The 21,684-nt window shown below is 33.7% G+C and carries 16 protein-coding genes and 1 pseudogene; 9 read left to right on the top strand and 8 right to left on the bottom strand.

Annotated elements, in window-relative coordinates:
• Window positions 1–51: 51 nt before the first annotated feature.
• The 8 genes from pdxY to DKK79_RS13870 all read right to left on the bottom strand — a co-directional run bounded on the left by pdxY (window position 52) and on the right by DKK79_RS13870 (window position 9,838).
• Complete coding sequence (gene pdxY / locus DKK79_RS13905; RefSeq protein ID WP_110424574.1) at window positions 52–912, bottom strand: pyridoxal kinase PdxY; 861 nt, start codon at window positions 910–912, stop codon at window positions 52–54.
• 14 nt (window positions 913–926) lie between these two features.
• Window positions 927–2,207: an MFS transporter gene (locus DKK79_RS13900; protein WP_110424573.1), complete on the bottom strand. Its 1,281-nt coding sequence runs from the start codon at window positions 2,205–2,207 to the stop codon at window positions 927–929.
• 319 nt (window positions 2,208–2,526) lie between these two features.
• Complete coding sequence (locus DKK79_RS13895; RefSeq protein ID WP_110424572.1) at window positions 2,527–3,210, bottom strand: hypothetical protein; 684 nt, start codon at window positions 3,208–3,210, stop codon at window positions 2,527–2,529.
• Between the two features lie 15 nt (window positions 3,211–3,225).
• Window positions 3,226–4,065, bottom strand: a complete 840-nt coding sequence (locus DKK79_RS13890) for a hypothetical protein (protein WP_110424571.1) — start codon at window positions 4,063–4,065, stop codon at window positions 3,226–3,228.
• Window positions 4,066–4,588: 523 nt separating this feature from the next.
• A complete protein-coding gene (gene licT, locus DKK79_RS13885; RefSeq protein WP_110424570.1) occupies window positions 4,589–5,425 on the bottom strand; it encodes a BglG family transcription antiterminator LicT in 837 nt (278 codons plus the stop codon).
• Window positions 5,426–5,439: 14 nt separating this feature from the next.
• Window positions 5,440–6,906 carry a glycoside hydrolase family 1 protein gene (locus DKK79_RS13880; protein WP_110424569.1) on the bottom strand — a complete coding sequence of 489 codons (1,467 nt, stop codon included), beginning with the start codon at window positions 6,904–6,906 and terminating at the stop codon, window positions 5,440–5,442.
• Window positions 6,907–6,909: 3 nt separating this feature from the next.
• The gene (locus DKK79_RS13875) at window positions 6,910–8,799 is read right to left on the bottom strand and encodes a beta-glucoside-specific PTS transporter subunit IIABC (RefSeq protein WP_110424568.1); all 1,890 of its coding nucleotides are present in this window, start codon (window positions 8,797–8,799) and stop codon (window positions 6,910–6,912) included.
• Between the two features lie 361 nt (window positions 8,800–9,160).
• Window positions 9,161–9,838: a hypothetical protein gene (locus DKK79_RS13870; protein ID WP_110424567.1), complete on the bottom strand. Its 678-nt coding sequence runs from the start codon at window positions 9,836–9,838 to the stop codon at window positions 9,161–9,163.
• Window positions 9,839–10,442: 604 nt separating this feature from the next.
• On the opposite strand from DKK79_RS13870, the pseudogene DKK79_RS15015 reads away from it, so the two are divergent.
• From DKK79_RS15015 to DKK79_RS13825, 9 genes and pseudogenes are all read left to right on the top strand, one after another.
• Window positions 10,443–13,245, top strand: a pseudogene (locus tag DKK79_RS15015) (sigma 54-interacting transcriptional regulator).
• Between the two features lie 105 nt (window positions 13,246–13,350).
• Window positions 13,351–13,770, top strand: a complete 420-nt coding sequence (locus tag DKK79_RS13860) for a PTS sugar transporter subunit IIA (RefSeq protein WP_034884330.1) — start codon at window positions 13,351–13,353, stop codon at window positions 13,768–13,770.
• Between the two features lie 4 nt (window positions 13,771–13,774).
• Window positions 13,775–14,260 carry a PTS system mannose/fructose/N-acetylgalactosamine-transporter subunit IIB gene (locus DKK79_RS13855; RefSeq protein ID WP_034884328.1) on the top strand — a complete coding sequence of 162 codons (486 nt, stop codon included), beginning with the start codon at window positions 13,775–13,777 and terminating at the stop codon, window positions 14,258–14,260.
• 25 nt (window positions 14,261–14,285) lie between these two features.
• Complete coding sequence (locus tag DKK79_RS13850) at window positions 14,286–15,032, top strand: PTS mannose/fructose/sorbose/N-acetylgalactosamine transporter subunit IIC (RefSeq protein ID WP_034884326.1); 747 nt, start codon at window positions 14,286–14,288, stop codon at window positions 15,030–15,032.
• 1 nt (window position 15,033) lies between these two features.
• Window positions 15,034–15,906 carry a PTS system mannose/fructose/sorbose family transporter subunit IID gene (locus tag DKK79_RS13845; protein WP_258363469.1) on the top strand — a complete coding sequence of 291 codons (873 nt, stop codon included), beginning with the start codon at window positions 15,034–15,036 and terminating at the stop codon, window positions 15,904–15,906.
• Window positions 15,907–15,989: 83 nt separating this feature from the next.
• The gene (locus tag DKK79_RS13840; RefSeq protein WP_110424565.1) at window positions 15,990–17,099 is read left to right on the top strand and encodes a DgaE family pyridoxal phosphate-dependent ammonia lyase; all 1,110 of its coding nucleotides are present in this window, start codon (window positions 15,990–15,992) and stop codon (window positions 17,097–17,099) included.
• Window positions 17,100–17,120: 21 nt separating this feature from the next.
• A complete protein-coding gene (gene dagF, locus DKK79_RS13835; RefSeq protein ID WP_110424564.1) occupies window positions 17,121–17,864 on the top strand; it encodes a 2-dehydro-3-deoxy-phosphogluconate aldolase in 744 nt (247 codons plus the stop codon).
• A 499-nt stretch (window positions 17,865–18,363) separates the two neighbouring features.
• Window positions 18,364–20,268, top strand: coding sequence for a beta-glucoside-specific PTS transporter subunit IIABC (locus DKK79_RS13830; protein ID WP_110424563.1), 1,905 nt, complete (start codon window positions 18,364–18,366; stop codon window positions 20,266–20,268).
• Window positions 20,258–21,679 carry a glycoside hydrolase family 1 protein gene (locus DKK79_RS13825; protein ID WP_110424562.1) on the top strand — a complete coding sequence of 474 codons (1,422 nt, stop codon included), beginning with the start codon at window positions 20,258–20,260 and terminating at the stop codon, window positions 21,677–21,679. The genes DKK79_RS13830 and DKK79_RS13825 overlap by 11 nt, the downstream gene beginning before the upstream one ends.
• The last annotated feature ends 5 nt before the right edge of the window (window positions 21,680–21,684 follow it).

The following is a 21,684-nucleotide window of genomic DNA, read 5'->3' as shown; positions in this document are numbered from 1 at the left end:
ATTATAGCAATAATTTAAATCAAGTTAGCTGATTATTCAAATTCTGTTTTATCAGAATTGTGTTGCGCGATACTGTAAATTAGGCTGTTTAATCCACTCTTGAGCATCAATGATTGCCAGTTCTCTGGCATCCTTCTGTTTTGTCACTGCCAGTACATGATTAGCTGCATTAGCGGCTAACTCAAAGGCATTTAGTTGTGATTTGCCATTAACTAAGTGGGCCGTGAATAAACTACAAATTAAGTCCCCAACACCTAATGGGCGATAAGGGAAGTCATATAGTGGTCGTGCAAGGTGATAGTTTTTCAATTTGGTGGCCAAAATCATCTCAAACAACTCTGTGGTTTTGCCTGCATGAACTAGATTTTTGACTAATACCGCTTGGATAGGTTGATTTTGTAGTTTTTTGATTGCTGTTTGTACATCGTCAAACGTCTTAATTTCGATATTCGATAATAATTGCAGTTCTAATAAATTGGGGGTGATATAGTCTGCGTGTTTGATGGCTTGTTTAGTGAAGAAATCAATAATATTTTGCGGCAATGAGCTACCTTTATAGATATCACCGCCCATAACCGGGTCGCAAACATAAATGGCATTCGGGTTATAGTATTTAATTTTTTTTACCGCTTCGAGGATCTCTTCGCCCTGTTCGGCAAGGCCGATGTAACCCGATATGACAGCATCAATTGATTTTAGAACGCCAATTTTTTCTAAGCTGTTTACTATTCGAGTAATTTGTTGAGCGCCCAGTACAATACCATCGTAATCAGGATAAACCGTATTACTCGATAGTTGTACTGTGTGGATCGGCATAACTTCAACGCCTTGTAATTGCATGGCCAATGTGGCAACTTTGTTGCCAGCATAACCATAAACAACATTAGATTGAATTGATAGAACGGTTTTCATAAATAGTCGCCTTTTTATTCATCATAATAGTGATAGCCACTTAATAGATAGATGCTGATAATGGATAGCATTGCTAAACCGCAATAAAATAAGGCTAATGGTAACCAATTAGTTCCGTGTTCATAAATAATATATCCACCCAACAATGGAATTAAGCTACCAAAAATGGCTGCGCAAGCTTGATAGCTCATGGATAAGCCGGTATAGCGAATTCTGGCTGGAAAAACTCGGCTTAAATAACCAGCTATTACCCCATAGAAACCACTGTAACAAAGTACATTTAATGAAATACCAATAATAAAGCTAGTTTTTGTTCCTGCCTGAATAATTGGAAACAACAGAAAGACTGACGCCATAGCGAATACCGCCGAGACAATTAAAAAGCGTGTTGCTGAGAACTTTTCTGAAAAGTAAGAGATAAATGGTTGCGCAATAAAGTGTACCATCGCAATCCAAAATAGCGCATCAACGATGACCTTTTTTTCAATACCAAGCGCCATAGTAGTATACCCAATCATTAGCGTATTAGAAAAAATACCACTAAATGACAGTACATTGGCGCATATGGCTAATATCAGTATTGGCGTTGCCTGTTTAAACACCTCAATAATTGGTACCGACTCTTTTTGTTTCAGGCTAGCTTGCTTTTTAGCTGATTCAATAAATACGGGTGACTCGGTTAAGGTAATTCTGGCAATGATACCAACAATTAATAGAACAAAACTGGCTAAAAACGGGATACGCCAATAACCACTATCAATAAGTTTATCAGTAGGCAAGCTAATGATATAAGAAAAAACCAGTAATGCGAGGATATTACCTGCCGGGCTACCCCACTGAGCAAATGATGAGAAAAAGTTTTTCAAGCCTTTCGGCGCATGCTCATTGGCCATTAATACCGCACCACCCCATTCACCACCGACAGCAATACCTTGTAATATTCGTAAGCCAACTAACAGTATTGGTGCGGTGATCCCCGCTTGTGGATAAGAGGGTAACAAGCCAACACACGTTGTAGCAATGCCCATTAACAGCAAGGTAATAATTAACGATTTTTTACGCCCCAAACGGTCGCCAATATGGCCAAAAATGATTGCGCCTAATGGTCGAGATAAAAAACCAACGGCAAAAGTGGCAAAAGCCCCTAAAACTTGCAAAAATGGATTATCATAAGGGAAGAAGAGCTGACCAAAAAATAATACTGATGCTAACGCATAGATATAAAAATCATACCACTCAATAGTAGTACCAATAAAAGCAGCAAAAGCAACTTTTTTAGCAGATGAATTGGGCATAGTTAGACCTTGGCGGAGCCGATGATGAATGTAGTTAGTTGAAACAGAGAAACTAACACAAAACCATTAATATCACAATTTGTAATCTGATAAGAGAGGGAAAATTATCTAAAAAGCCAAAGTATTAAAACACTAAAGTATTAAAAAACTAAAGTATTAAACCACAATGTCAGCTTTATAAAAATAGTTCGATGAATTAGTAAAACTCTATGTTTTATTCAATTATATATATTATGCTTAAAATAATTGAATTAGCTACTAGCAATGACTTAATTTTTTATTAAAAATTAGCTATTGCTAGTAATTTACTTGGCGATTATTATTCAATAATAAATTCTTCTAAAGGTGGATATTCTCTGATAACGCCTTCTAACGCCTTATTGTTACTTAGGATAAGTTGGTTGTTTTCCAATAATTCAATAGCTGGTTTAAATAATATATCTTCAATATTATCGGAATTGATCTTCATTAGCTCAACACTATAAGTCCAACAATTGTTAGGAAGCTTATCGTAAAGAAGAGATAAGACACATTTATTTTCATCATCAATAAAAATAAATTTACCAGCTTCTTCTTCTTCATCAAAATATTCACTTTCACGTACTGGGTATCTAAAATATGAATCTCGATGTACCATACTTTCCCAAAAAATAATATGAATTAATGGAAATGGCATTTCACTTATTGATTTATCAAAAACCGTTTCGCCACTAAAACATAATTGAAAGTTCAAATAGCCATAAGGTTCTGTTCCTGTTTTGGCATTTATCTTTGAAATCGGAACATTTAAGCTAATCCACTCACAAAACCAACCGTTGTTAAACTTTTTTGTTGTGTATTTTGTCGAATCTATTTTGTATTGCTTAGCATTTTTATCAAAATAGGCTTTGATTTTATCTGAAATAGTACTTTTTAACACCTCGACTTCTTCAGTGAATCTTTTGTACTCATTTAATGCATTGGTAATTGCTATACCTTGTTTGCGCATAATATTATTTTCCATTGTTGACCACTCCAATTAAATGTTAGATGAAGATACATCAGTTCCAATATTGCGAAAATGATAATTAATTTTTAAGTCAGGATCTATGTTGAGGTTTAGATTGGTGAAAGCGTTAAATGTTCTGAGATCTAAACAATCCAAAAAGCTGATTAAATCGTCCCCAATATTTCGAAAATGATAATTAATTTTTAAGTCAGAATCTATGTTGAGTTTTAGGTGAGAGAAAGAATCAAATTTTCTAAAATCTAAACAACCCAAAAAGCTGATTAAATCATCTAAATAATGCTGTAATTTTGGATTATGACTTTGATGCTTAATTTTATGTATTTTATGTATTTTATGTATTTTATGTAAAAAATTTAACCACGTTAAACTTTTCCAATTCTTATTTTTACTGGCTTTAATAGCATTAAACGTATCAACATAATTAGCTAAATAGATTAAATAAGATGTTGCATCCTCTTTTGTCGATTTAAAAAACTGCCACTCTCTTTCTATTTGATCTTCTGAAAAAGAATAAGCGCCCCATTTTAACTCAAATATATAAATTTCCTTTTTGCCATTCACGACGAAATTGAAGACAATATCAGGTTCACAACTTCTACGCTTATTATTAAAAGTATCTTTTTTAGATGGCCAAAAATCAATATTAGCTTTTATCTGTAACTTGCTATCATCAATTAAATTAGTTTTAATGCCAGCGATAGATGTAATGAAAAAATAAATTTCTTTAGCTTCAAAATAACGTAGTGGACCAAATATTGTGGAGGTAATGATATCTTCTCGAGGTATTCTAATATTATTTTGCTCTTTTAAAAGATAATGGCATTTTTTCTTAATAACTGCATGTAACACTTTCCAACTCCTTAATATTTTCAAACTATCAATAATAGTTCTTCCTGAAATTAGTTAGTAACACCGTTCGATAAATTAATCATAAATATCATGGTATTAATCAACTACAATATTTATTTTAATTGTAGTGATTATACATCGTATTACATAGGATCATAGGGATTTGTTAACTATATTATTTACCGTTAATATGGTTAAGGTTTAATCTAATTATATCCATTACCAATAACGACGTTAGTACTATCAATGCATGTTAACTGGTTAAGTTGGCAAATAGTGTTATTTTATTAAGATAACTATATTATTTAGATTACAAGTTATGATCATACGCCATTTTAAAATCCAATTTTGCCATATTGGTAAGGCTAATCAATTAAAAGCAATTTTTTAGTAAAACAGTTAGCTATAAATAATTGAGAACTAAATGATCTCTCAAGATTTTTTTAGAATCAAAGAAGATAAAATTATCTTATCAGGATTGCTTACCTAGTTATTATCCGTTTAGATATACTGCTAAGACTAATTATTTAGTATTGCGTATTAGTCTATTAATATGGATCCCCAAATAGACCACCTCATCATCGGATATTGAATAATGATAAGTTTGATCGATGTACTGTTTTACTTTTTCTGCAATATGCATCGCATAAGGATAATGCGAGGATATTTGTTGATAAAGATCATTATTATCTTCTTGTAATTGATTATGGGCATAAAATCGTTCTACAAAAAATTTAATATGGGTAATAAAACGGCTATAGTGAATTGATGAGGTATCAATTGGCACGCCAACGGAATACTTCACCAAATTCACTATCGAATTTATCATTTTGGCATATTGAAATGCGTTAAGATTTTGCGTGCTGGTGGTTTGAGCGTTAATCAGATGAAATGCAATATTGCTCGCTTCTTCTTCGGGAAAAGCGAGATCATATCTGGTATTAAGTAACTCAATAGCTTGCTTAGCAATATTAAACTCTTGTGGATAATAATTTTTTATTTCCCAATGTAGTTTGTTGGGGATGAACAGGCCCTGTTTAACTCTTTCGACCGCAAAGTAAATATGATCTGTTAAGGTTAAATAAATATTATTATTCAGTTTTCTGTTTAAGTCATTTTCAGCTAATGTGATGATTTCTTTGGTTATCTGAAAAAATTGAAAAGGCACTTCTTTAACTAAATCGGTGATATAAGCAAGCTTGACATTATTCTCTAAAAAGATTTTATCTACTCGCTCATCATCAATAGTATCACCTGGTTTTTTACCAAAACCAATGCCTTTGCCTAATACAATTTTCTCGATACCCTCTTCTTCGACTAAAACGACACTAGAATTTAATACTTTTACCACCAAAATCATTATTCACACCCCAGCTATTTGTCGTAAATAGCTTTACCATTGGTTTCAATCACTTTTTTATACCAATAAAACGACTGTTTTTTTAATCTAGCTAAGGAGCCATTACCTTCATCATCTTGATCGACATAAATAAAACCATATCGTTTTGACATTTGCGAGGTGCCAGCACTCACTAAGTCAATTGGTGCCCAACTGGTATAAGCAATTAACTCCACGCCCTCATCAATGGCCTCTTTCATTTGTTGAAAATGTTCTTTAAAGTATTCGATTCGATAATGGTCATGTACGGTATCACCCTCTAACTTATCAATCACGCCGATACCATTTTCGACAATCATCATTGGAATATTATAGCGGTCATAAAGTTCAATTAGCGAAATTTTTAGCCCTTTAGGATCGATTTGCCAGCCCCATTCTGAGGATTTTAAATAAGGATTTTTAACGCCTAAAACAGTATTACCTGGAGTCCGTTCAGCATTAGGATCTGCTGATTCTGTTATTGACATATAATAGCTAAAAGATAAGAAATCGACGGTATTTTGTTTAAGAAGTTGCTTATCGCCCTCTTCAAACTTAATATCAATTCCTTTTTGTTTTAAATTGGTCAATATAAGTTTTGGATATTCACCTTTAATCTGCACATCAGCATAAAAGTAATTTTCAAGGTTTTTTTTCAATGTCAATTCGACATCCATCGGTTGACAAGTTAATGGGTAGGTGGTTAATTTAGTTAGCATACAGCCTATTTTACAATCTGGAATTTTTTCACGGGCGATCTTGGTAACTAGTGCACTTGCTACAAATTGATGATGTAAAGCTTGATAGATATCTTGTTCAAGTTGCCCGTCTTTACATTTATTCGGAATAATTCCGGCTGTGGTAAACGGATGTCGATGGATACTGTCTATTTCATTAAAGGTTAACCAGTATTTTACATAAGCGCCAAACTGGTCAAAACAAACGGTAGAAAAACGGACAAAATCATCAATTACTGAACGTTTTACCCAACCATTATATTTAATACTTAATGCTATTGGCATTTCATAATGTGATAAGGTGACAATGGGTTCAATTGCAAGTCGTTTCATCTCTTTAAAGACATTTTTATAAAACTCAACGCCTTCAGGATTTGGCGTAAGTTCCTCACCTGTCGGAAACAGCCTTGACCAAGCAATTGATAAACGTAATGTCTTAAATCCCATTTCAGCAAAAAGTGCTAAATCTTCTTTATAGCGATGATAAAAATCAATCCCTCGTCGTTTCGGGTAATTTTTATCAGAAGGATCGTTTATTGCTGCCATTACTCCTTCACTGGTTACTGCCATATGAGCAACATAATCTTTGACATCGAGATTTGGTTTATAGGTTGCTATATCTGCAACAGAAAGTCCCTTGCCGTCAATATTCCATGCGCCTTCAACTTGATTGGCGGCTATCGCTCCGCCCCATAAGAAATTATCTGGAAATACTAAATTTTTCATCTTTTACTCTCCTTTGTTTAATATTTTCGGCTTTATTTCTAGAACAATATCGTCGTTAGTGACTTGTTTGTTTTCATTAATAGTGGAAATAGCATAGTCTTCTGGATTGGTGACTAAAAATATTACAGTAGGATCTAGTTGTTTATTTTTAATGATGTTGATATCAAATTTAATTAAATCATCACCAATATCGACAATATCGCCAACATTAACCAGTGTCTCAAAGCCATCTCCATTGAGTTGTACCGTATCGATTCCTATATGAAAAAGCAGATCAGCGCCATTATTTAGTTTAATATTTAGTGCATGCTTAGTGTGAAATACCATTGAAATAACCCCTTTACATGGCGATTTTAAAATTCCCTCGTTAGGAATAATGCCTAAGCCTTGGCCAACCATTCCACTTGAAAAAACATTATCGTTAATATCTGTCATGGGAATAACTTTGCCTGTAATAGGACTTCTAACTTCAATAACTTCATTTTTAATAATATTTTTTGTATTTTCATTTACTTTTTCATTTTCATTCTCACTTTCATCAGTTATTTCAACACGATCGGTAAAAAATACGGCAGAAAGAATAAATGCGACAAAAAAGGATATTCCTAAAGTAACAAAGGCCCAGACTATATTCATTGCATTGTCTTTATCAATAAACATAGTCATACTGGCTAAACCAGCACCAACAAGAACAAAAGATTTTAATAAAGTAAGACCAGCAAAAGCGCCTCCCATTGCCGCAGCACACATAACACTATACAGAACTTTTTTATTTACAATTGTTACACCATATAGTGCAGGCTCTGTAATACCAAAAAGTGCTGATATACCAGCTGAAAGAGCAGTAGATTTTAATTTACTATTTTTAGTTTTAATACTTACGCCAAAACAAGCGCCTGACTCGGCAATATTATGAGCTAAAGAGGCTGGTTGATATAACATTTCACATCCAGTTTTCCCTACGGCTTCAATAGCATAAGGAACCATCGCTTTATGCATGCCAGTTACCACCATAAATGGAAGTATTGCTGCTAACAATCCCGTTGCAATCCAAGAAAAATGTATATAGAAAAATATAATTATAGACGATAAAATTGTACCCATATTGTATCCAAGAGGTGCTAATAACAATAACGATACAGGGACAGTAAGCAATAAGCTCATCATAGGTACGAAAAAGATACGAATAACTTTAAATGAATATTTGGTGAAAAATCTTTCAATAACTGAATAAAAAAGAGTGGTCAAAATTGCTGGAAATATCTGAGCGGCATAATTGATATTCTCCAAAGATAAGGAAAAGAGAGTCGTGCCACTTTTTAGCATTGCTACCATATCAGGAAGTATTAACACACTCACTGCAGATGCAGCAACCAATGAATTAACTTTTAGTTTATTAGCAGTAGTAATGGCGACCAGTATCGGTAGAAAATATAGTGGTGCACTACCAATCAATTGTAAAATGTTATAAGTTGAACCCTGATCATCTATAAGACCTAACGTGGCAAATAATACAATGAAGGATTTCAATACACCACCACCAGCAATAGCAGGAATTAATGGTTGAAAGATAGAAATAAGAAAATCGAGGAAAATAGCTGTGAATTTTTTCTTTTTCTTAGGCTCATTACTAATATTATCTTTACTGATGTTACCAACTATTTTTGTTAGCTCGTTATATACTTCAATTACGTCATTACCAATAATAATTTGGCATTGAGCATTTATTCTTACTCCCATAACACCATCAATTTTTTCTAAAGCTGAAATATTCAGTAAGTTTTCATCCTTTAGATTGAATCTTAATCTTGTTGAACAGTGCTCTAAATGTATTATATTCTCTTTACCACCAATATTATCTAGGATGGCTTTTGCAATTTTTTGATAATCCATTACTTTCTCCTTTTTCTAATTGCAAAAAAAAAAGCAGGACCTAGATAAACTGTAAAATGTAATTAAACATATACAATTTATTTAGGTCCTGCCTGCTCTACCAGTCACATGCCTGTTTCATAAAATAAAACCATATAATATATATCAAGTCAATTTTGATTTAGAAGAAATGTGAGCTAGCTCTCAAAAGTTTACATAAATTAAAGTAAAATGAACTAACAATTGTTTTAATTTATTAAGATCTGAAATACAAAATCCCAAAAAATTGCTTATGAAGCTAAAAATAAAGGACAGAAAATTAAAAATAGAATCTGTCCATTTTAAGTTTTGATTTTAATTAAGAATCTTGGTTGCTTAGCGATTAATATATAGGTTCCGGTAAAGGGTATTCAACACCGTTATAATATAATATATATTCTCTTTTTGTTGATTCAGTGATTTCTTCAACACATTCCCCTTCGCTATTTACTTTAATGATACCCTTTTGCTCTTTATCGGAAACAATCAGATCTTTAAAATTATTGGTGCTACTGTTTCCTAATAATAAAACAGCATCATTGTTATGAAATTCACCTTTACAATTATACATTTCACCACCAGATGTTTTTAACACTAACTGATTAACAATGCGATTTAATTTTTCATTTTGCTGTACATAGAGGTTAATTTGTTGTTCATAAAAAGGGTAGACGCTAGAGCTACCGCGAAAACCAACCCGCACTCCAAAAGCTCGGGATTCACTATTGAGTTGATAACGAGCAGTATCGATTCCAAAACCAACTAATTGAATAGCATCACTTACAAACGCATCGGGTTCCCAATTATGAGCAATTACTTCACCACTTTGTGTATCAATAAGTAATACATCAAGATCATAAAAAATAGAATCATCTGATCCACGAGGAAACGGTAAAACCACAATTGTTTTACTTTCATCAGCAGGCCATATTTTACAAACGGGCATATCACTTTCACGAGAAGAGTGGTATTTTTCAAGTAATTGATCAATCCATTTTTCACAATCAGCACTACTTACCATAGGCAAACAAAGCGTAATCAGTAGTAGTAATTTTTTTATGTTTTTCGTTGGCGGGGATCCTTAATTTTATATCAACTGATTTTAAGTTATTCCATTAACCTTTATTTTTATCAAGAAGTTTGCGAATGGCTACGTGTACCGCAATACTGTATTTTATTTCTATAATATTAAATTGATAAATTTCATCACTAGGTTCAATAAATAGAATATTATCATTTACTATAAAATCACTGTAGATTTCTATATTATTTGTAGCTATCTTATTGTGAAAATTGAAAATAAAATCCAGTTAAAAAATATTATCACCCACTTTATTCGCAATATCAATTCGAATTGCTTTACTGTTGTTTTTCATTATTAACTTTGATTAAATTCTCAATTATTAGCATCCATTAGCTTGTTAAACAACACTTGATGTTCCACTGTCTTATCATCATTTAGTATTGAGATTGTTGAATTATAATTTTTGTTTTTTTCTCGGTTAGATTTGCGGGTATATCGGTGATAATTACCCTATCACACATAACCAAAATGTTAATTTGACTTAATCCAATAAAACTATGTTATATTATTGTTATTGATTTATTTATAAAAATTACTGTTTATGACTAAACGCAAACAGATAATTCATCATGAACTTATTCGTCTTACTAATACTTTGAGGGATAAATTTACTACCGACTTGACTAAAGTTTTGGGTTTTGATGCCAATACGATTGGACATAATTTAGGTATAGCGCGAAATTCTGTAAGCAAAGAATTAAATCAACTCACTTTGGATGGTTTAGTTTTAAAAATCAAATCTCGCCCCGTCTATTTTTTAGATAAAAAATCCTACGAAGAGTTGATTCAACGGCAATTAACAGTAAACGTTTATGATGAAAGTACCCAATATCAGTTATTACCGAAAGTTGCTGAACCGATAATAGATCCATTTAGCCAATTGATTGGTTATGATCGCAGTTTGAAAACGGCTGTAGAAAAAGGGCGTGCAGCGGTACTTTATCCTGATGGTTTACATGTATTATTAACGGGGGATTCTGGTGTTGGAAAAACTTATTTTGCTGAGTTAATGCATCAACTTAGAGAACAACAAAATAAGCAACCGGTCCCTTTTATCTATTTTAATTGTGCTGAATACTATAACAACCAAGAGTTACTTTCTTCACATCTATTTGGTCATAAACAAGGCGCTTTTACTGGCGCTTCGTACAATAAAGTTGGCCTGATTGAACAAGCTAATGGTGGCTTATTATTATTAGATGAAGTACATCGATTGAGTAATGAAAGTCAGGAAAAATTATTTTTAATAATTGATAAAGGAGAGTTTCATCCTTTAGGTTCAAGTGATAAACCAATAAAAGTTAATATTCGTTTAATTTGCGCTACCACAGAAAATATCCAATCAAGTTTACTGCGTACTTTTTTAAGACGTATTCAAGTTTATATTACGCTCCCTTCAATTGAGCAACGTAGTTTAGAAGAGCGTGCTGAACTTATTTTTCATTTTATATTACTTGAAAGCAGAAAGATAAAACGTATGATTGCTATTGATAAAATTGCTTTAATTTATCTATTAAGTAAACCGTTAAAAGGTAATATCGGACAATTAAAAAGTGATATTCAGTTTTTATGTGCCCAAGGATGGGCGGCAGATCTTAATCAACTATCCTCAACCTTATTGCTTGATAAGCGTTTTATTGAAGAACCCTGTGCGCCGACTCCAGAAGTGACCACATTAATTAATGCTTTATTCAAAAATGATGCCCAGATTGAGATATCTACCACAGATAAATTGCAGTTGAAAAATACCTTATCATTATTATCCGCTAAAGAAGATAGTGATCTTTTTTATACCTTATATTACCCAAGAATATGTGAATTTACGTAATAGTCATGTATCGCCACAAGAAACACTATCGATCTTAAAAAAGAAACTGCGAAATATTTTTGATTATGGCATCAATCAAAAAAATAGTGGGCATAGTCAATATTTACATAGTGAACAGTTAGAAAAACGAATTAGTAGCCTGACAGAATATATTGAAGAAATTTTGGGATTTGTTTTACAAGATCATCTTAAAAGTTTATTACATAAACACTTTTTAACCTTATTAGCTTATATACAAAAAGGATTAATTCCCAATTTGTATTCATCTAATTTGATTTTAGACCACTGTAAAGATGAGTATGAAAATGCAGTATTAGTTTGTAAGCGTATAGAAGCTATTTTTTATATCCAATGCCCGTCAACGGAAATAGTGTATTGGTGTTTATTTTTAAAAGAATGCCGTTTAAATCGCTTAAAAAAATCAGCGCCTGACAATTATAAAGTGATATTTATTGCTCATGGTGACACTACCGCAACCAGTATGGCTAATTATGTTAATCGAATTTTAGAATATCAACTAATCACACCGATTAATATGCCATTTGAGCAATCAGTGCATGACACATTAGCCATTTTAATTGAAAAAATTAAGCAATACGAATGCCAACAATTGATTTTAATTGTCGATACCGGTTCATTAGTTCATTTTGGCAATGTTATTCACCAATTATTCAATATTAATGTGTTACTTTTGCACAATATTACACTTTCAGCACTATTAGATTTTAGTTTAGATATAACTTATGCAGCCAAAGATTTTGCTGAAATAATTAATTTAATCCAAGATAAAAATATTGATTATAAGTTGTGTGATCAAGTCGATGAAGATCACGAACAAGTATTAATGATATCTTGTATTACCGGTATGGGTACTGCGGTTAAAATTAAAAATGTGATTGAAGAAAGCTTTAAAGAATTACTGATTAATACTCGCATATTGATTGTTGATTATAATGATATTCGTAGTCCGGAACGATTACGTAATATATTGAATACACAAGAGCGTGTAGTAGGTATTATTGGTACTTTTCAGCCAGAACTACCCGATATTCCATTTATCTCATTAGAAGAACTTTTCTCCGAGCAGGGTCCGGAATTGGTGATCAGCTTACTAAAACCTCATATGAGTGAGAATGAACGCCGGTTAATTATTGAAAAAAGCACCATGAAATTCATCGGTGCGTTAACATTAGAAAGTATCATTAACCAGATATCTGTATTAAATCCACAGCGTATCTTGCGGGAAATGGAAGATCTTTATCAGTATATTTGTCAAAAACTTGATCTGCATCCTTCCAAACAAGTGACACTTCGCTTTTTAATTCACTGCTGTTGTATGGTAGAACGTATTGTAATTAGTCGCAAACCATTACAGATGGCAATTGATAATCAGACAATTCATTCTAATTACGCGATATCTGTCATCAAAGAAGCCTTTTTACCTATTGAAAAGAGTTACACTATTCGCCTCTCTGATGCAGAATTTTTATATATCTATGAATTATTATACTCTTAGTTATTGATTATTAAGCAATAAATCATCGTCCTTGGTAGCTGACAAATTTGTTGGCACGTTTTTTGCTCCTGTTATTGTAAGTTAATAGTAATAAGGAGCAAAAAGTTGAATAACTCATCATCTCAAATTTTATTACTCACTCATGGCGATTGGGGAAAACAGCTTAAAGAAAGTTTAAGCATGATCCTTGGCAAAATCGAGGGAGTATTTGATATCGCGTTAACCGCTAACGATACATTCAATGAATTTTATGAAAAAGTTAAACAGCAAGTGGTTACCATGCCAAAAGGCTCGCTGATTCTTACTGACTTCATAAGTGGCACCACTTCTAATGTCGCAGCACGTCTAAGTCTTGATTACCCTATTGCGGTTATTTCAGGACTTAATGCTTTGTTGTTGATCGAAGCAATTAATCGAAAAGATGAAGGGCCACTAATGAATATCGTTGACGAGTTAGTCGGAGTTGGCCAAGAAAGCTGCAAAGATGTGCTAGCGGAAATAAAACAAAAATTTCAGGAGAACTAAAACTATGGCAAATATCGTGTTATGTCGAATTGATAGTCGTTTAATTCATGGTCAAGTCGTAACAAAATGGGTTGGTCAGTCTCAAGCCAATCGAATAGCTGTGGTTAGCGATGAATTGGAAAACGATCCATTTATGAAAAATATCTACTTAATGGCAGCTCCTCCGAATGTCAAAGTAGATTGTTTTGGTAATCAAAGCTTTGTTAAATCATGGTTAGAAAATCAACTTGGCGATGGAAATGTACTAGTGTTATTCCCTAATTTAACCACCGTTTGTCAAGCTGTTGAAATGGGATTCAATATTGATCAAATACAAGTTGGTGGCTTAGGTGGTGGACCTAATCGTAAAGCTGTTTTTCAAAATATTACTTTAGATGATGCTGATGTTGAGATACTCAAAAAACTTAAGCAAGCGAGTGTGAATGTTTACTTCCAAACCATCCCAGAAGATAAACCTCAACCAGTCGATGATGTTTTAAAAAAATATTAATGATTTATTTAATTAGGAGAGATGTATGAGTACCTTAATGATTGCAGTCTGCATGGGACTTTATTATTGGTTTGCTCGCTTGCGATTCGGTTATACCCTGTCAGCAATGCTTCTACAACCAATAGTTGTCGCCATTTTTGTTGGATTGTTAACCGGTAATATGCCTGCATCAATGATAATCGGTGCTGGAATGCAATTAGTCTACTTGGGGGTCACTTCCACACCAGGAGGTAATGTGCCATCAGACCCCGCTTTAGCTGCCTGTATTGCGATTCCAATTGCCGTACAATCGGGTATGGATACCAATATGGCAATTGCGCTTGCGATTCCATTTGGCGTTATTGGTGTTTTCGTTGATCAGTTACGACGTACTTTAAATGCTATATGGGTACATATGGCTGATAAACATGCCGAACAAGCAAATATGGGTGGCATTATGCGCTGTGCTTTTGTTTATCCATCTATTCTTGGGTTTGTTATTCGCTTTCCTGTTGTTTTTGCGGCGAATTTCTTTGGTCAGCCAGTAGTAGAAAAATTCTTAAGTTTAATGCCGACATGGTTAACCCACTCCTTTGAAATTATCGGTGGAATTTTACCTGCGTTAGGTTTTGCTATCACCATCATGGTTATCGGTAAGAAGAGTTTATTACCTTATTTTATTGGTGGCTTTTTCGCTGTTCTTTACTTAAAAGTTGATGTAATGGCTATGGCTATATTTGGAACCTGCTTAGCATTTTTAATTAAAGGTTTCGCAAATAAAGAGGATGTATAAGATGAATGGAAATCAAGTTAGTTCTGGTACTATGCAAAATGAATTGATTGAAAAAGCTAAACAAAGTAGTCGTTTAACTAAAAATGATATTCGTAAAGCTTGGCTTATCTACTATTTAGGTGCTGAGTTATCAAGTTCTTATGAACGTTTACAAAGTTTAATATTTTGTGCATCGATGACACCAATTATTAAAAAACTCTATCACACCAAAGAAGAGCAAGCAGAAGCATTAAAACGTCATTTGAATTTTTTTAATACTGAAGCAACGTTTGGCTCAATGATTCAAGGCATTGCTATTGCAATGGAAGAGCAAAAAAGTTTGGGTGAGAATATTTCTGATAGTTCAATAACCGGTATCAAAACAGGATTAATGGGACCGCTTGCTGGTATTGGTGATTCTATTATTTGGGCTGCTATTATGCCTCTTTTAATTGCACTATTTATCCCTTTTGCCGCTAATGGTAGTGCAATGGGAGGAATTATGCCATTAATTCTATATCCGGCAATTACCTTAATTTTGAGCTACGGTTTGATTAATAAAGGATATACCGTTGGTCGTGATTCCATTATTACGCTATTACAAGATGGTAAAATGAAGCAGTTAATTTATGGCGCCAATGTATTAGGGCTAATTATGATGGGCGCTCTCTCAGCTAATTATGTTAATTTAACAACGCCGTTAGTATTTAGTACCGCAGAAGGCACGAAAGTGGTAGTACAAGAAATAATTGATTCAATTGCACCAGGGTTATTACCTCTGCTTGCTGTATTCTCGATCTATTTCTATCTCATCAAAAAAGGACCTCGTTATACCACAATTCTTATATCTGTTGTGGTAATTAGCGTTGTTAGTTCCCTACTCGGAATATTATAAATTTTCTAGAAAATCAGCACTAAATATTAGCAATTTATTTAGTGCTGAAATTATAGTGAATAGTGATTAATCGGTGAATAAAAATGTCTATCTATGAAAAATATCATCTAAAAAAAGTGCTTAATGCATCTGGTCGAATGACAATTTTAGGTGTTTCGACACCACGAAAAGAAGTTACTCAAGCAGTGACTCTAGGTTTAAATGAATACTTTGAGATGAAAGATTTGATCGATAAAACCGGTCAATATATTGCTAAATTACTCAATGCTGAAAATGCGGTAGTTGTTTCATGTGCGTCAGCCGGAATTGTGCAATCGGTGGCGGCACTTATCGTCAAAGATGATCAAGATCTTCTATATAATCTTCACTCATCAAACAAATATGTTCCAAGAGAGATTATTGTACCCAAAGGGCATAATGTTAACTTTGGTGCGCCTATTGGAACAATGGTCTCATTGGGTGGCGGTATTGTTGTTGAAGCTGGCTATGCCAATGAATGTAAGCCAGAACATATAGAAGCAATGATTAATTCTGATACGGCAGCCATTTTATATGTGAAATCACACCACTGTGTTCAAAAAAGTATGTTATCTGTTGCTGAAGCATTAAGTGTGGCGAAAAAGCATGCGCTACCCTTGATTGTCGATGCCGCAGCAGAAGAAGATTTACAAACTTATTATCAACAAGGTGCAGATATCGTTATTTATAGTGGTGCTAAAGCAATCGAAGGTCCGACTAGTGGTTTAGTGGTTGGTCGTCATCAAGCAATCGAATGGGTAAAAAAACAATCTAATGGCATTGGTCGCCCAATGAAAGTTGGTAAAGAAAGTATTTTAGGATTAACCAAAGCTATCGAATTGTATATGAGTGAGCCAATTAATGAGACTGGCCAACAGATGATTGAAAAGATGACACCATTTATTACCAACTTAAATAAATTAAACGGGGTATCCGCTAAAGTTGTATGGGATGGTGCTGGTCGAGATATAGCGCGTGCTGAAATAAGCTTTGATAAAAATACAATCGGTAAAACGGCTAACGATATAGTAAAACTGATGAAAGAGGGTGATACCGCTATTTACTTTCGCGAGTATAAAGTCAATGAAGGGAAAGTTGATGCTGATGTTCGTAGCGTATCGGCAGCACAATTAGATGTAATTTATCAAAAAATTAAAACGATTATTCAACAATAGTTGTATTAAAGGAATAAAAGTATGACTAACAAATGTATCCCTAATTATTATCAAGATAGAGTGTGTCTAAATGTACTAGCAAATTCCATCGAAAATGCTAAAGAAGTGTATGAAGCAGCACAAACTTATGTTGTAGTTGGTGTTCTCTCTAAAAATTATCCTACTAATCAGCTGGCAATAACTGAAATGAAAAAATATGCAATGGCGATTGATAACGCTATCTCTATAGGTTTAGGTGCCGGTGATCCTAATCAATCTAAGATGGTTTCAGAGATTTCTAGTGTATTGCAACCACAACATATAAATCAGGTTTTTACGGGTGTTGCCACCAGTCGAGCATTACTCGGACAAGATAATACCGTCATCAATGGTTTAGTTTCACCAACAGGTAAAGTTGGATTGGTTAAAATTTCAACCGGGCCATTAAGTTGTAAAGCGCCAGATGGCATAGTTCCAGTTGAAACAGCTATTGAAATGTTAAAAGATATGGGGGGAAGCTCAGTAAAATACTTTTCAATGGATGGTTTAAAATATATTGATGAATTCAAATATGTAGCAAAATGTTGTGCTGAACTTAATTTTGCTCTTGAACCGACTGGCGGAATTGACTTAAACAATTATGCCACCATTTTAAAAATAGCCTTAGATGCTGGGGTTAAAAAAGTGATTCCTCATATTTATAGCTCAATTATTGATAAAAACAGTGGAAAAACAAAGCCTCAAGATGTAAAAACATTAATGGATATGACAAGAGAGTTGTTATAAATACTAAAATTAACTTAACAGTATTGACTGTTAAGTTAAGTGCACTTTAAACCTAAAATTCAATAAAATAACCTCATTTAATAAAAAATCACTCATAGCAAAATCTGTCAATTTTAGTTTTATTAAAATAAATTTATAATATTTGCATGATATTACAACGTAATACTGAAATTTTATTGGCTTGCTCTCTAATATCAAATGGAATAACTTCAAAAGAGTTTGTTTGGTTAAATTAAAATTTAGATATTAACCGCCAACGCCAAATTGAAGTTCGCTATTCAAAATTGATTTGGTGATGCCAATGTAATTAGCTAAGTAAAATAAGATATAGATCACATTTCTTGAATTTTAATTTGAAATAAATATTAGTTATATATACTATCGGATCCATTAAGGCATGTTACTGATTTAATTCAGGCAGGACCAAAACAAAAACTTATCTAGAAGGTAGGTTTTTGTTTTGGTCTTTTTTTTTGGATCTTTTAGAGTGAGTATATATATGGATTATCAACAGTTAGGAATACAAATTTTGCGGTTAGTTGGGGGAAAAGATAATGTTAATTCCTTGACTCATTGTGCAACTCGTTTACGGTTTGATCTTTTTGATAAAAATATCGTTGATTGCGATGCAATCATGAAATTGACTGGTGTTATTAGTATTGTAGATAGTGGAGGGCAGTTCCAAGTAGTGATCGGTAACGAAGTCCAACAAGTGTATCAAGCTATTAGTCAAAATTTATCTAACCAAGAACATGGCAAGGTAAGAAGCAAAAAGAAAGAAGGGATACTTTCATATATTATTGGCATTATATCCACTTCATTTACGCCTGTAATTCCTGCATTAACTGGTGCGGGGATGATTAAAGCGTTATTAGCTATATGTAAGTTAATGGGGGTGTTATCGCCAGATAGCCATACCTATTATTTGTTGGACATGTTGGCTGATGCGGCATTTTTCTTCATGCCTATTTTGTTAGCCTATGGTGCTGCAAGTAAATTTTCGTGTAATCCTATTTTAGCTATGACTATTGCAGGTGCAATGTTACACCCCAATTTAGGAAAATTAATGACGTTGGGTCAAAATGTCTCTTTTATTGGCATCCCAGTTAAATTAGCTGATTACTCAGGTTCTGTATTACCTATCATTATTACCGTATGGGCAATGTCTTATATTGAGCGCTTTGCTGAAAAAGTGACTCCATCAATGATAAAGTTTTTTATCAAACCGATGATTATTCTGTTGATAACAGGACCATTAGCATTAGTGATTATTGGTCCATTTGGCATCTTACTAAATGATTTAGTTGCACAAGGGGCGGGTTATATAAATAGTAAAGCCAGTTGGTTTATTCCAATGTTAATGGGCGGATTACAACCATTTTTAATTATCACCGGTACAGCTTGGGCTATGACACCAATTGCAACAGAACAGTTAAGTCGTAATGGTTATGAAATGATTAATGGCCCAGGTATGTTAGCCTCAAATATAGCACAAGGTGCAGCTACATTATGTGTAGCAATCAAAACTAAAAATAAAAATCTAAAACAGCTTGGGTATTCTGCTGGTTTCACCGCATTATTAGGTATTACCGAACCATCATTGTATGGCGTGACCTTAAAGCTAAAACGCCCATTAATTGCATCAATGATAGGTGGTGGAGTTGCTGGCGTTTATGCAGGGGTATCTGGATTATTACGTTATGCTTTTGTATCGCCAGGATTAGCTGGTTTACCGGCATTTATAGGTGATAATCCGATGAATATTGTCCATGCTCTGGTGACATGTTGTATTGCGATTGTCGTTACATTTGTATTGACATGGTTTATGGGATTTGATGATCCAATTGATGAGGATGATTTGGCTAAAACTATTGATACAGAATCAACATTATCTTCAACAAATAACTCTGTCGCTGCTGATTTGAGTAATGTTATCTTAAGCAGTCCTTTAACAGGAAAAGTAATACCACTATCAGAAGTAAAAGATGATGTTTTTTCAAAAAATTTGATAGGTGATGGTATAGCCATTGAGCCTAATCAAGGTAAAGTTGTTGCACCAATTAGCGGTAAGGTTGTCAGTTTACTTGAATCAAAACATGCGATCGGTATAAAAAGTGATCAGGGCGTTGAAATTTTGATCCATATAGGACTGGATACCGTTAAGTTAGGTGGCCAATTTTTTACAGCTAAAGTTGAACAAGGTCAGCGGGTTAATGTTGGTGATGAGTTAATTGAATTTGATTTAGCGGCTATCAATCAAGCTGGTTATATGACAACTACCCCAATAATTATTTTACATTCAGATCAGTATTTTGTTGAAAATTTTAAGAAAAATATGGTGGCAATAGGTGATGATCTGATATTAGTTAAAAAAGCAAATCAAGGTGATAATCATGTTCTATAAAACATTAAAACCGTTTCCTCAAAATTTTTTATGGGGAGGATCAACATCGGCTTATCAGTTTGAAGGGGCATGGGATGAAGATGGAAAATCTCCGTCAATTGTCGATATGTATTGTCATCCTGAAGATGTAGCCGATTTTAAAGTAGCAAGTGATCACTATCATCATTATAAAGAAGATGTGCGGCTTTTTGCTGAATTAGGCTTAAAAGCCTATCGTTTTTCTATTGCTTGGACGCGTGTTATTCCAGATGGTATTGGTGACGTTAATCAACAAGGATTAGATTTTTATCATAACTTAATTGATGAACTTAAACGTTATGATATTGAACCAATAGTAACTCTATATCATTTTGATTTACCCTATAAATTGGACAAACAAGGTGGATGGAGCGAACGATCAACCATTGATGCTTTTGTCCGATATACTGAAGTTTTATTCCGAAATTTTGGTAAAAAAGTTAAATATTGGTTAACAATTAATGAACAAAACACCATGATTCTTCATCCTGGGGCAATTGGTGTTCCTGAAAATGGTAAATTACCAGATAAGAAAACACTTTATCAACAAAATCACCATATGTTTATCGCTCAGGTTAAAGCTATGCAGCTATGCCACACTCTTTGTCCCAATGCTAAAATTGGGCCAGCATTAAATATCACTTCAATGTATGCTGAAACTTGCCGACCTGAAGATGCTATTGCTGCTCATAATTGGGAAACTATTCGATGTTGGAGTTTCCTCGATACCGCTATTTTGGGGCGTTATAATGCGTTATTTTTAAGTTATTTACAGGATAGAGGACTTTGCCCAACAATTTTAGAAGAGGATCTCGTTGTATTAAAAAATGCTCAACCTGATTTTATTGCCATAAATTATTATTCAACAGCAACAATTGCCGCCAGTAAAGGAAATGCTTCCGATATATCAGCCAGAGCTGGCGATCAACAAATCATGCTGGGTGAACAGGGAGTTTATCGAGCGGCGGAAAATCCTTTTGTCGACAAAACGGCTTATGGATGGGTAATTGATCCTATTGGTTTAAGATTAACCTTAAGAAAAGTTTATGAACGTTACAATTTACCCATTCTAATTACTGAAAATGGCATTGGTGCTCCAGATAAACTTAATGCAGATAATACTGTTAACGATGATTATCGCATCAACTTTATTAGCCAACATATAACCCAAATGCAATTGGCTATCACCGATGGTGTTGAACTTATTGGTTACTGCCCATGGTCTGTTATTGATGTGGTAAGTACTCATCAAGGTTATGGTAAGCGTTATGGTTTTATCTATGTAAATCGAGGCGAATTTGATTTAAAAGATATGAAACGTATCAAGAAAAAGAGTTATTTTTGGTATCAGAAATTAATTAAGGCTAATGGGCAATTGGATAAATTGACGTAACCGTT

Source organism: Gilliamella apicola (assembly GCF_003202915.1).
Lineage (GTDB): Bacteria > Pseudomonadota > Gammaproteobacteria > Enterobacterales > Orbaceae > Gilliamella > Gilliamella apicola_Q.
Note: the sequence above shows the minus strand (reverse complement) of the source record. Positions and strands in the feature narration are given on the sequence as shown.

Coding starts and splice junctions, on each gene's coding strand:
- pdxY (WP_110424574.1), bottom strand. CDS start 912: ATGAAAACCGTTCTATCAATTCAATCTAATGTTGTTTATGGTTATGCT.
- DKK79_RS13900 (WP_110424573.1), bottom strand. CDS start 2,207: ATGCCCAATTCATCTGCTAAAAAAGTTGCTTTTGCTGCTTTTATTGGT.
- DKK79_RS13895 (WP_110424572.1), bottom strand. CDS start 3,210: ATGGAAAATAATATTATGCGCAAACAAGGTATAGCAATTACCAATGCA.
- licT (WP_110424570.1), bottom strand. CDS start 5,425: ATGATTTTGGTGGTAAAAGTATTAAATTCTAGTGTCGTTTTAGTCGAA.
- DKK79_RS13880 (WP_110424569.1), bottom strand. CDS start 6,906: ATGAAAAATTTAGTATTTCCAGATAATTTCTTATGGGGCGGAGCGATA.
- DKK79_RS13875 (WP_110424568.1), bottom strand. CDS start 8,799: ATGGATTATCAAAAAATTGCAAAAGCCATCCTAGATAATATTGGTGGT.
- DKK79_RS13870 (WP_110424567.1), bottom strand. CDS start 9,838: ATGGTAAGTAGTGCTGATTGTGAAAAATGGATTGATCAATTACTTGAA.
- DKK79_RS13855 (WP_034884328.1), top strand. CDS start 13,775: ATGGCAAATATCGTGTTATGTCGAATTGATAGTCGTTTAATTCATGGT.
- DKK79_RS13850 (WP_034884326.1), top strand. CDS start 14,286: ATGAGTACCTTAATGATTGCAGTCTGCATGGGACTTTATTATTGGTTT.
- DKK79_RS13845 (WP_258363469.1), top strand. CDS start 15,034: ATGAATGGAAATCAAGTTAGTTCTGGTACTATGCAAAATGAATTGATT.
- DKK79_RS13840 (WP_110424565.1), top strand. CDS start 15,990: ATGTCTATCTATGAAAAATATCATCTAAAAAAAGTGCTTAATGCATCT.
- dagF (WP_110424564.1), top strand. CDS start 17,121: ATGACTAACAAATGTATCCCTAATTATTATCAAGATAGAGTGTGTCTA.
- DKK79_RS13830 (WP_110424563.1), top strand. CDS start 18,364: ATGGATTATCAACAGTTAGGAATACAAATTTTGCGGTTAGTTGGGGGA.
- DKK79_RS13825 (WP_110424562.1), top strand. CDS start 20,258: ATGTTCTATAAAACATTAAAACCGTTTCCTCAAAATTTTTTATGGGGA.